The following is a 12,720-nucleotide window of genomic DNA, read 5'->3' as shown; positions in this document are numbered from 1 at the left end:
TTATAAAAATGCAGCCGGTGCCGGAAAAACCATAGCAAAACGGCCCCGTAGCGATCACCACAGAGCCGTCTTGGCGCAGTCAAAATCTATCGCCCCGGATGGTGTGCCTAACCCCCGATCAGCATCGCGGCGGGAATTGCCAGCAGCAGGCTAAGGGCTACCCGCAGGAACCAGACAATCACCAGCCGTCCCACACCAATTGGAATTTCCGTTGACAGAATGCAGGGGATGGACGCCGAGAAGAACAGCACACCCGAAACACTGACGACACCGGCGGCAAACCGCACGATGAAACTGGCATCCCCCAGGATCAGGGCAGGCAGGAACATTTCGGCAAGCCCGGTCGCGGATGCCTTGGCCAGCTCTGCTGCGCCGTCGATCCCAAATATCGCGGTAAACGGATAAAAAACGTAACCCAGCCAATCAAATACCGGCGTGTATTTCGCCAGCAGAAGACCAATCAAGCCAACCGACATGATCGATGGCAGGATTGAAATGGTCATCAGCAGACCTTCACGCAGGTTCAGTTTGATGTTTTCCAGCAGGTTCGGGGCATTATGCGCAACATCAAGGCCGCTTTGCCAGGCCGTACGCACCCGCTCGCCCGACGGAACGTCGGATTCCGGATCACTGGCATGGTCATCCATCCCAACCAGGGGCGGAATACGGACCGTTATGGCCGTAACGACAAATGTAATAACCAGGGTTATCCAGAAATACTGATTCCAGATATCCATCAGGTTCAGGGTTTTGGCAACGATGATCATGAAGGTTGCCGAAACCGTCGAAAAACCGGTGGCAATAACGGCTGCCTCGCGGGCCGAATATTGCCCGGCCTTGTAAACGCGGTTGGTAATCAAAAGACCGATGCTGTAGCTGCCCACAAACGACGCCACCGCATCAATGGCCGACCGCCCCGGTGTTTTCCAGATCGGCCGCATGATGGGTTGCAAAAATACACCGATAAATTCCAGCAACCCATAGCTGACCAAAAGCGCAAGAAACACCGCCCCGATTGGCACAATAAGTCCGACCGAAATCACCAGTTTGTTAAACAGAAACGGCAACATATCCTTGCTTTGCAAGGCTTCCGGTCCCCATCCGGTTAATGCCAGAACCGCCGTGACCGCCCCCAACAGCTTTAGCAGCGAAAAAACCCTGTCGGTGGCGCTGTTCTTCCAGGTGCCCTTCACAAAAGGATAGGCCGCCCCAACCCAGATCATGGCGAGTGCATAATAACCGGCAACCGGCCCCATGATACCACGCAAAAAGCCGACCATGTGATCCAGCGGGATCGAGCTTTTGCCTTCAATTGTGACCGGAATGAAGAAAATGAAAATACCAATGGCACTGAGCCCCAACAGCCGGCCAATATTAGCCGCGCTGGGACGTGCCGCAGCAGAATTGTTGTTCGATGACATGATAGCTTCCCTGAAAGTCATGTTTACGGACATCTATTATGTATAGACATTTTATTATGACTATACATTTGAGCACATTCTGCAACAAAGAAATTTCACCAATTCCGCGAAAGAAAAGGCAACAGGCAAAATCTCGGCACCGTTTTTTGGCGGAAAAACAGCCCGGTTACGGCCAGGTGATTAAAAATTATACAGGGGCACAAAATTCACAATATCCTGGTCGCCTTGCAACCCAGAATAAAAAAGCTCCCGCCACGATACAGCGGGAGCTTTAAAACCGGTATCAGGACTCCGGTTAATTGATATCTTCAACCTCGCCAGCAGATCCCGTAACACGGGCAGCCAGGGCTGCGGCCATAAACTGGTCCAGATCGCCGTTCAAAACACCCTGGGTATCGGATGTTTCAACCCCGGTCCGCAAATCCTTGATCATCTGATAAGGCTGCAAAACATAGGACCGGATCTGATGCCCCCAACCAATATCGGACTTGGTGTCTTCAACGGCCTGGGCTTCGGCCTCGCGACGTTGCAATTCGGCCTCGTATAACCGGGCCTTCAGCATTTTCATCGCGGTATCACGGTTTTTATGCTGCGAACGGTCATTCTGGCACTGGGCGACAATACCGGTCGGAATATGGGTGATACGCACGGCAGAATCCGTCCGGTTGACGTGCTGCCCACCCGCGCCCGAGGCACGATAGGTATCAATTCGCAAATCCTTGTCGAGGATTTCGATATTGATGTCGTCATCCACCACCGGATAAACCCAGCAGGACGAAAAACTGGTATGACGGCGCGCGGCACTGTCATAAGGCGAAATACGCACCAGGCGATGCACACCCACCTCGTTTTTCAGCCAGCCATAGGCATTGTGCCCTGATACCTTATAGGTGACAGACTTGATACCGGCTTCTTCACCGTCGCTTTCTTCAAGCATTTCAAGTTTGTAACCCTTGGTTTCGCACCAGCGCACATACATACGCGCCAACATGCTGGCCCAATCCTGGGCTTCTGTCCCGCCCGCACCGGCATGAATTTCCAAATAGGCATCATTGGCATCCGCCTCACCCGAAAGCAGGCTTTCAAGCTCGCGCTTGGCGGCAATGTCGCGAATGGCGCGCAGGCCCTCTTCGGCTTCCCTGACGGTATCATCATCGCCCTCGGCTTCGCCAAGTTCGATCAGTTCGATATTGTCATCCAGTTCCTGGGCCAGCGCCTTATAGCCATTGATGGACTCATCAAGCTGGGTGCGTTCGCGCATGATTTTCTGCGCATTTTCCGGCTTGTCCCACAAGGTGGGGTCTTCGGCCAGGGCGTTTAATTCGTCGAGACGTCTAAGGGCATTATCCCAGTCAAAGATGCCTCCTCAGCAGTGCCATCGACTGCTTGATCTCATCTACCAATGCCTGTGCTTCGGCGCGCATTGATGTCTCCGTTACATTCGTGAATCCCGTCGGGCAACGTCATGATCACGTCATTGCCAATCGTCGCGCGGGTTATATCAGCTTTTGCCCGTCTTGAAACCCCCGCAGCCACATAAAAAAAACCCCGGCGCCCATCATCGGGCACCGGGATCATCACATCATCACCAGGATATAAATCGTACCTAGCTATATACAGGGTCCAGAGTCACGGTATAAAGCTCGGTATCGGCAACATCGCGCAGGGAAACGCGCAACTGTTCGCTCTCGCCATCAATGTCGATCAGGCCAAAAAACTGCATCCCTGCCGAAGGTGGCAAATTGACACCCTGCTCCTTGCTGGGATATTTGGCAAATTTGACCTGTGGTCCAAAGGTATTGTCCATGTCATTGGGGCCAAATGTCCCGGCATGCAGGGGACCTGAAACAAATTCCCAAAACGGATCAAAATCAGTGAATTGCGCCTTGGCCGGGTCATAATAATGCGCAGCGGTGTAATGCACATCGGCGGTGAGCCAGACCGTATTGCGAATTCTGGCTGATTTGATGAAACGCAGCAAATCAACAATTTCCAGCTCCCGGCCTGCAGGGGCACCGTCGCCATTGGCCAGGTTTTCAAAGGTGCTTTTGTTTTTCCAGTCATCGTAGACAATCATGCCAATCGGCATGTCAGCCGCAATGACTTTCCAGGTCGCCTTGGAGTTCAACAGGGCACGTTTAAGCCATTCAATCTGCTGTTTACCCAAAAAGGCCGTCTTGTCGTTTTCAACCAGGCCGTTATTGCCATCATTGGGGCCGCGATAGGACCGCATATCCAGCACAAAAATTTCCAGCGACGGACCATAGGAAATGGTGCGATAAACCCGCCCTGGCTCCTGCGGCTGTTCACGCACCGGCAGCATCTCGCGAAAGGCGCGATTGGCGCGCGCTGCCAGCAATGAAACCGATTTTTCGCTATAGCGGTCATCGTTCGTCAGCATTTCGCCAGGATACCAGTTGTTCAAAACCTCGTGATCATCCCATTGATAATAAACCGGGATCATGCGGTTGAACTCGCGCACATTTTTATCAAGCATATTATATTTATAATTGGCGCGAAACTCGTCGAGTGTCTCGGCGACTTTGCCGGTTCCCTCGGTGGTCAGGTTTTTCCAAATCTGGCCGTCGGGCATTTTCTGTTCGGCCATGAAGGGGCCATCAGCATAAATGGTGTCACCGGAATGAATGAAGAAATCCGGCTGATGTGCTGTGATGGTGGCATAGGTTTTCATCCCGCCACGATCCTCGTCAATGCCCCAGCCCTGCCCGCCAGTATCGCCAGACCAGCCGAAGCGGATATTCCGGCGCTTCATCGGATTGGTACGGAAATGACCCATAATCGGCTCGGATATTGCGCGAACGTTATCAAGATTCTCGAAATGGATTTTGTAAAAAATGTCCTGCCCGGCGGGTAAATCGGTCAAAGCCAGCTTGCCAGCCAAATCACCTTCGTGCAGCACATCGACATAGGGCACTTTGATGGATTTGGAAAAGCCCTCGGTCGTGGCAATTTCGGCAATCATGCGCGACGGGCGATCCGCCCGCGCCCAGATACGGGCCGAATTTACCGTTACATCACCACTTTGCACACCATGCGTGATGACAGGGCGATCCGCCGCCCGTGAAATAGAGGGCATGAAAAAACCGCCCAAAACAGAGGCGGCACCCGCCGTCCCCGTTGACTGCAAAAACCGGCGTCGGGTCAATCGAAGTGACATTTTCCAATTCCCAGCAAAAGCCATAGAAAAACTGCGGGAATTATAACGGGTTCATGTAACAAAGATATTTCCAAGTCTTGACGGTTTTATCAACACCCCGTCACTTGCAATATGTTGCCACTGTACAGACAGAAACAATTCGTCCTTCCATCCGTGCAGGAAAAAGGGCCGGAGACGATGGTCTCCAACCCTTTTCACTCATGTACCGGTTCATGATAACGCGTTGACAGGCCTAATAAATACCGCTGGGGCTGGAAATGCCGCCATCGCTACTGCTTCCCATGCTTCCGCTACCCCCACCATTCGGGGAACTGCCATCAATCACCCGATCATTGCGTTCGGGAATGGTGCCGGGTTTGAAGGCCTCCCAAATAACATTGCTGTCACCTGCCTGTGCGGGAAGGCCACTTCGCGCATCAACACGCACCATCCGAATACCGGGTGGGGTCCGGAACGGAACCGGTTTGACGCCATCCATCGCCTTTGCCATGAATTCCTGGAAAATAGGGGCTGCTGCCGACGCCCCCTGTTCACGATCCCCCAGCGAACGGTTATCATCAAAGCCAACATAAACGCCAAGGGCCAGATCGGGGGTAAACCCGACAAACCAGGCATCGCGGGAATCGTTGGTGGTACCGGTTTTACCCGCCAGCGGGAACGGCAAGTTACGCATGCGACGCCCCGTCCCGCGCTGAATAACCCCTTCAAGCATTGAAACAATCTGGAAGGCACTGGCCGGATCGGTCAGTTGTTCGCGATTATCAGGCAGTTCAGGCGGCAACTGACCATTATAAACCACATCCTGGCAGTCCGGGCACTGCCGGTCATCCCGGCGGTAAATCACCTTGCCACGACGGTCCTGAATACGGTCAATCAGGGTCGGGGTCAGTTTCTTGCCACCATTAACCAGTTCGGAATAGGCATTGGTCAGCCGCAAAACGGTGGTTTCGGCAGCGCCCAGCGACATCGAAAGAACGGCGGGCATGCTGTCCACCACACCAAATTTTTCGGCATAGTTGACGACCTTTTCCATCCCAATGGTCTGAGCCAGACGCACCGTCATCAGATTTCGCGAAAGTTCAATCCCCAGGCGCAAGGTCGAGGGACCATAAAACTTGCCACTATAGTTGCCCGGCTTCCATTTGCCCTGCCCTGGTCCCTGATCAATCACGAACGGCGCATCAAGCACAAGCGAGGACGGCGTAAAACCGGAATCCATTGCCGCAACATAAACAAAGGGTTTGAAAGCCGAACCAGGCTGGCGATGGGCCTGGGTCGCGCGGTTGAATTTGGACATATCATGCGAAAAACCGCCCGACATTGCCAGAACACGGCCGGTATGCGGGTCCATTGCCACAAGCCCACCATTGACGTTGGGAATTTGCTGGAGCGAATAACTGCCATCGAGAACCTTGCCGTCATCATCTTTCAGGCTGGCAACCATCACGACATCACCGGGGTTAACCACATCGGACGCCTTGCTTACCGCACCGCCAACGCGCTGGCCCTTTACCCAGGGGCGTGCCCATTTCATTTGCTCAAACGGGATTTTCCCCTGTTTGCCATTTTCAAGCCCGATCATGGCATCGTTGCCATCCAGGCGCAGCACAACCGCCTTTAACCACGGCACATCATGCGGTGCCTGAACCTGTTCCAGCGGTTTCTGCCAATCGCCGGAAATATCGATTTTGGCGAGCGGACCCCGCCAGCCATGACGACGGTCATAGTCCACCAAGCCATCAAACATTACCTTGTTGGCAATGGTCTGCAATTTCGGATCAACTGATGTCCGGACCGACAAACCGCCATTATACAGGACGTTTTCACCATACCGATCCACCAGTTCCCGGCGCACTTCCTCGGCGAAATAATCCGCATTGGCATAATAATCGACCGATTCACGGTCCTTGCCAATCAGGGGCGCGGCAAGGGCTTCTTTGGCCTGATCCTCGGTAATATAGCCCTCGTCGAGCATACGCCCGATCACCCAGTTCCGACGCCCTTTTGCCGCATCATGGTCCCGTACCGGGTCATAATTGGAAGGTGCCTTGGGCAAAGCCCCCAGATAGGCGGCCTCGGCCACGGTCAATTCATCAAGGGATTTGTCAAAATAGCGCAATGCCGCAGCCGCAACACCATAGCTGCCCCGTCCCAGATAAATTTCGTTCAGATACAATTCCAGAATATGTTTTTTGGAAAAGGCCTGTTCGATCCGGAAAGACAGGATGGCTTCCTTGATTTTACGGTCATAGGAAACCTCGTTGGTCAGCAAAAAGTTTTTTGCCACCTGCTGGGTAATGGTTGACGCCCCGACAGGACGACGCCCGGACCCGATATTGGCAATATTGGTCAATGCCGCGCGAAACACACTGGGAAAATCGATACCGGGATGGGTCCAGAAATTCTGGTCTTCGGCAGCGACAAAGGCATTAATGACCTTGCGCGGGATCTGCTCGATCGGCACAAAAACACGTTTTTCCTTGGCATATTCCGCGATCAGGGCACCGTCGCCGGCGTGAACACGGGTCATAACCTCCGGCTCGTAATCAGCCAGTTGGGTATAGTCAGGCAGGTCCCGGCCAAAATGCCAGAAAACACCAAGAACACATGCCCCGCCTGCTACTGCCAGCAGGAAAAGCACACCGGTAATTGTCAGAAAAATACGCATTAAACGGATCTTTATCGTTTCGCTGTTGTTGCCGCCTGGGCGGGTGCATGCTCGGACGAATATCACAAAGCCCTATCATCGCGGCAAAAAAGTGGCCCCGTTGCACAGGAACGTGGCTCCCGGCTTTCTGATCCCCGAATTTCAGTCGATTTTAATGAAAATCCGCACCTGCACAGACGCACCCTATACCTTTGTCAGAGTAACTGTAGGGACAAAACCGGGCAAAACAACGGCAAAATTTCATGACATGACAAAATAAGATGATTTTTGCCACTACCGAAGCCGTCAAAATTTGTGGGTTTTGAAATAGTCGTCCAAAGCCCGCAAAATGGCCTTTGCCATTTTTTCCCGGTGTGCCGGTGATTGCAGCAATTTGGCATCTGTCGGATTGGACAAATACCCCATTTCAAACAGGGCAGAGGGAATATCCGGTGCCTTCAAAACGGCAAAACCGGCAAACCGGTGGGTCCGTTGCTGCAATTTCACATCGCTTGCCAGTTCCCGCACCATATCGGTGGCAAAATTGGACGACAAATTCATGGTTTCACGCTGGGCAAGGTCAATCAAAATGCTTTGCACCAGCGAATTTTCCTCGGAAAGGTCAATCCCCGCAATGACATCGGCCTTGTTTTCCTTGCTTGCCAGGGCCGATGCTTCCTTGTCCGATGCGTTTTCAGACAGCGTATAAACCGAGGCCCCACGATGATTGGGATCGGAAATGGAATCGGCATGAAGGGACAAAAACAGATCGGCGTGGTTTTTTCGCGCAATCTCGGTACGCTGACGCAATTTCAGGAACACATCCTTGTCACGGGTCAAAAGGGCGCGATAACGCCCCGAATCCGTTAGCACCTTTGCCAGTTCCCGTGCTGCCGCCAGCGTGATGTCCTTTTCATAAATACCCCCTACCCCGATGGTACCGGGGTCAACCCCGCCATGCCCGGCATCGATGGCAATCAGCGGTTTGCGCGGCCCGGTGGTTTTACCGGTTTCAACCGCGACATCCTCGCTCTTTTCCGTGACCGAGGTATCGTTGCGCTGGCGCGCCGAATAGGCCGCCATGCTTTCGCGCGATGCCGCCATAAAGGTATCGCGGGATGTGGGGGCAATATCAATCACAAGGCGGTTTGGTTTCCCCCCGCTGGCAGGCAGAGTAAAAATCTTGGAAATCAGGGCGGGCTTGCTCACATCCAGAACAACGCGAAACGTGCCGGGTTTAAACAGGCCATAACGCAAACCCGAAATAAGTCCGCCCCCGGATGTCACCTTGCCCGGCGGGGCGCTCCAGTCGATTTCAGGCATGTCAATGATAATGCGAAACGGATCGGGCAATAGGAAATAGGTGTAGTCAACCTCGCTATCAAGGTCGATCACAAAGCGTGTTTTGTCGGGATAAACGCCAAGACGCGCGCCCAGAACCTTGGCCGTTTTGGCCTCTGCCACGGTGCTGAGGGTCAATGCAAAAAAGCAGTATAAAAAGGCGAGGACAAGCGCACGTGCACCCCGACCGCCCAACATTCCGCCTTGCGTGAGTTTTTGCCTGCCTTGCAAAAGCACCACCGACCCCATTCTGCTTTACCGCTTTTCGGATATATCGACACACCATATGCCGTTTGTGCTTATAGCAACCAGAAAGTTAACGGGTAATTGACCCAGCGGCCCATTCCACAATTCCTGCATCCTTACCATATGGGGTGTTCTCTATGTGTTTTGGCGGGTGGCGTACAGCCATTATTTATCCAGACGATTCTTCATGCCGTTCCCTGCTGATCTGTGCGGGGCAAAGTCACCGCGATTTGCAAATCGCGCCAATAATTGAAAAATCGTTATGATCGCAATTATTTGCGACAAATTTTCTTTTCTGCCTATGAAAGCCGGAAAAAACGGGGATTTTGATGCACAAGGCGAACAAACCTTGAGCGGAACGCAACAAAATTGTTTGTGGCTTGAGAATAAAAGAGATATGTTGTCGCCGAGATTCCTATGCTTTACGGGACAAAAATATTCTCCGTCAGGCTGAGGACGCGACGTGGCAGTTCCTCGGGTCGGTGTCTCGGTGACGCGGCAATCCCCGCTCCCGATAGAGCCCTCCCAAATCAGGCTGTCGTGGCGCGCTCGATACAGACATAAGCAATTCTTATTTTTAACACCAAAACCAGGTCCATACCGAAAGAGCAGCCGAAACGCGATGAACCATACATATCACGGACATATCGCGACCTTTGTGGGCGGCGCCTTCGGTAACGCCGGTTTGTTTGCATATCAGCACACTTTAGCGAGACGCATTAAACTGGCGGGACCTTTAGGAACAGGTTCCGAATGGTCAAACGTATGCTCATCGACGCAACGCACGCGGAAGAAAGCCGCGTCGTTGTTATTAATGGAAATCGCCTAGAAGAATACGACGTCGAAACATCGACCAAGAAACAGATAAAAGGTAATATCTACCTTGCCAAGGTAACGCGGGTTGAGCCCTCGTTGCAGGCGGCATTTGTCGATTATGGCGGGAATCGCCACGGGTTTCTGGCATTTAGCGAAATCCATTCCGATTATTATCAAATCCCCGTTGCTGACCGCGAAGCAATTACGCGGGCACAGAACAGCACACAATCTGTTCGGGATGCCGAAATTGTCGAAGACAATATCGGCGGGGATGATGACGATACCCCGAAAAAAGAAAAACGGCAGACACGATCGCGCTCGCGCCGCAAGCCGCGCAAGGACGAGGCAAGCACCGATAGCGCCGACGCATCTGACAAACCCGAAGAGGCAACCGATGCCGCCGATGCAGCTGATGATACAGCAGCACCGGAAAACAGTGATGCGGCCGGTATCGATAACAGTGACGAAGATGCCAAACCGCGCCGTCGCCGTGTGCGCAACCGGCGCAAAAAAACCGACGAAAATGATGCAGGCACCAGCGACGCATCAACCGACGCATCGAACCAGGACGATGACGATAACGGGGATGACGGCAACAATGGTGGCTCGAACACCGTTGCCACGATGGCTGCCGAGATTGCCGAAATTTCGGTCGATATTGACGAAAACGACACCGAAACCGTCAATGATGACGAAAATATCGAAGACATGGGTGGCGATGACACCGATGATTTCTCCGATAATGTGCGCCCGCAACTGCAAAAACGCTACAAGATCCAGGAAGTGATCAAACGCCGCCAGATTTTGCTGGTTCAGGTTGTTAAGGAAGAACGTGGCAATAAGGGTGCCGCCCTTTCCACCTTCCTGTCGCTGGCCGGTCGTTATTGCGTTTTGATGCCCAACACCCCGCGGGGTGGCGGCATTTCACGCAAGATCACCAATGCGCAGGATCGCAAGCGCCTGAAATCCATTCTGGCAGAGCTGGAAATTCCCGGCGGCATGGCGGTTATTGTCCGTACTGCGGGGGCCGAACGGACCAAGGCCGAAATCAAGCGCGACTTTGATTACCTGATGCGCCTGTGGGACCGCATTCGCGAAACCACCCTGCAAAGCCAGGCCCCCTGCCTGATTTATGAAGAAGCCGACCTGATCAAACGGTCCATCCGTGACCTTTATGCACGCGATGTGGATGAAGTTCTGGTCGAAGGCGACGATGGCTACCGCGTTGCCAAAGACTTCATGAAAATGCTGATGCCGTCACATGCCAAGCGTGTTCAGCCCTACAAGGATCAGGGCGTGCCGCTGTTCCATCGTTTCCAGGTGGAAAGCCAGCTTGATGCCATGTTGAACCCGGTTGTCCAGCTTAAATCGGGTGGTTACATTGTGATCAACCCGACCGAAGCCCTGGTTGCGATTGACGTTAACTCTGGCCGGTCGACCCGCGAACGCAATATCGAAGAAACGGCTTACAAAACCAACCTGGAAGCTGCCGAAGAACTGGCCCGCCAGCTTCGCCTGCGTGACCTTGCAGGTCTGATCGTTGTCGACTTTATCGACATGGAAGATCATCGCAACCAGTCGGCCGTTGAACGCAAGCTCAAAGAAGCGATGCGCAACGACCGGGCGCGCCTGCAAATTGGCCGCATCAGCCCGTTTGGTCTGCTTGAAATGTCGCGTCAGCGCCTGCGTCCGTCGCTGGTTGAAAGCGCATTCGAGGTCTGCACCCATTGCCGTGGCGTTGGCCTGGTTCGCTCAATCGAAAGTTCGGCCCTGCACCTGTTGCGCGTGATCGAGGAAGAAGGCATGCGCCGCCGTGCGGGTGCCCTGACCGTCCATGTTGCCAGCGAGGTCGCCCTTTACATCCTGAATCGCAAACGCGATTCCCTGGCCGAAATCGAACAGCGTTACGGCTTCACCGTGATGATTTTCGGGGATGACAGCCTAATTTCGCCGGATCACCGGATCGAGCGCACCCGCGCCCCGAAAGCCGGTGACGAAGAGCATCATCATACCGCCGTTCTCAATACCGACAGTGTATCGCTGACCGCCATCGAAGCGCCGATCGAAAAGGTCGAGGAAGAGCTGGTTGAAAATACCAGCCGTGACGACGATAACGATCAGAACAGCGACAATGACGACCAGAACAAACGTCGTCGCCGTCGCCGTCGCCGTCGGGGCCGCCAGGATGACCGTGATGACACCCCGTCATCCGATAATGACGATAATGATGCCGCGAATGACGGTAATCAGGATACCGGTTCGGCGTCGGATAACGGCGATGACAATGACGATGATGACGAATCATCACGCAAACGCCGTCGTCGCGGTAAACGCGGCGGCCGTCGCCGGTCGCGCCGTCAGGATTTTGAAACCGCACCGCGCGTCGTTTCCCCTGCCGATGATGCCGAAGCAACCGAAAAACGCCGGGCACGCGACCATACCGCGCCGGATGGCAGCGAAACCGACCTTGTGATCGATGCCGATAGCGAAGGCCAGGATGCCGACAGCTTTGGCCCGCAAGAAGGCGAAGAAGGCGGCATTCGTGCAGCACGCGAGCGCAGCACAACCGCCCCGGCTCCGGCCCGCCAGCGCCGTGACCGTCGCGACCGCAACAAGGATAACCGCCGCAGCCGCGATAACGGTGACCGTAACGATCGTGGCGAAGTGCGCAATATCCCGATCCAGAACGGCCCTGCACCGGAAGCCACCAGTGAAGATGAAGCAAACAAGGCCGTAGCTACCGTTTCAGCACCTGAAACATCGGCTGCACCGGCAGCATCTGCCCCTGAGGCAACCTTTGAACCTGCGGCAACGCCGAAACCGGACCCCGCAGTCGCAAAGACGGAAGCCAGCAGCAAACCGGTTGATCTGGAAGCAGACAAACCTAGCCCAGCCAAACCGGCAACGGAGACGGTGACTGCACCCACAAGCAGCGAGCCCAAACCGACCGAAGCTGCGGCCACCAAAAAACCGGCCGAGGCAGAAAAAACCGAAACCACGCCCGCAGCCCCGGCGAAACCAAAGCCCAAGCGCAAAGGCTGGTGGAGCAACTAACCCGCCACTTACCCGCC

6 protein-coding genes are annotated in these 12,720 nt (G+C 54.1%); 1 reads left to right on the top strand and 5 read right to left on the bottom strand.

Annotated features, from left to right (window positions below):
* Nucleotides 1-107: 107 nt before the first annotated feature.
* From TH25_RS04250 to TH25_RS04230, 5 genes are all read right to left on the bottom strand, one after another.
* Complete coding sequence (locus TH25_RS04250) at nucleotides 108-1,421, bottom strand: YjiH family protein (protein WP_114087180.1); 1,314 nt, start codon at nucleotides 1,419-1,421, stop codon at nucleotides 108-110.
* A gap of 295 nt (nucleotides 1,422-1,716) precedes the next feature.
* Nucleotides 1,717-2,845, bottom strand: a protein-coding gene (prfB, locus tag TH25_RS04245) for a peptide chain release factor 2 (protein WP_114087179.1) whose coding sequence is annotated in 2 segments (ribosomal slippage) — nucleotides 1,717-2,775 and nucleotides 2,777-2,845 — 1,128 coding nt in all. Because the reading frame shifts where the segments join, the coding sequence is not laid out codon by codon here.
* Between the two features lie 182 nt (nucleotides 2,846-3,027).
* On the bottom strand, nucleotides 3,028-4,599 hold the full coding sequence (locus tag TH25_RS04240; RefSeq protein ID WP_114087178.1) for an alkaline phosphatase D family protein: 1,572 nt from the start codon (nucleotides 4,597-4,599) through the stop codon (nucleotides 3,028-3,030).
* A 232-nt stretch (nucleotides 4,600-4,831) separates the two neighbouring features.
* Nucleotides 4,832-7,267 (bottom strand): penicillin-binding protein 1A, encoded by a 2,436-nt coding sequence (locus tag TH25_RS04235; RefSeq protein ID WP_114087177.1) that lies wholly within the window; start codon nucleotides 7,265-7,267, stop codon nucleotides 4,832-4,834.
* 285 nt (nucleotides 7,268-7,552) lie between these two features.
* Nucleotides 7,553-8,725, bottom strand: a complete 1,173-nt coding sequence (locus tag TH25_RS04230; RefSeq protein ID WP_258549026.1) for an N-acetylmuramoyl-L-alanine amidase — start codon at nucleotides 8,723-8,725, stop codon at nucleotides 7,553-7,555.
* Between the two features lie 861 nt (nucleotides 8,726-9,586).
* Here TH25_RS04230 and TH25_RS04225 point away from each other — a divergent pair.
* On the top strand, nucleotides 9,587-12,703 hold the full coding sequence (locus TH25_RS04225) for an Rne/Rng family ribonuclease (RefSeq protein WP_114087175.1): 3,117 nt from the start codon (nucleotides 9,587-9,589) through the stop codon (nucleotides 12,701-12,703).
* Nucleotides 12,704-12,720 lie beyond the last annotated feature (17 nt).

It is taken from the genome of Thalassospira profundimaris, assembly GCF_003326755.1.
Taxonomy (GTDB): Bacteria; Pseudomonadota; Alphaproteobacteria; order Rhodospirillales; family Thalassospiraceae; genus Thalassospira; species Thalassospira profundimaris_B.
This window is presented reverse-complemented; position numbering and strand designations above follow the sequence as displayed.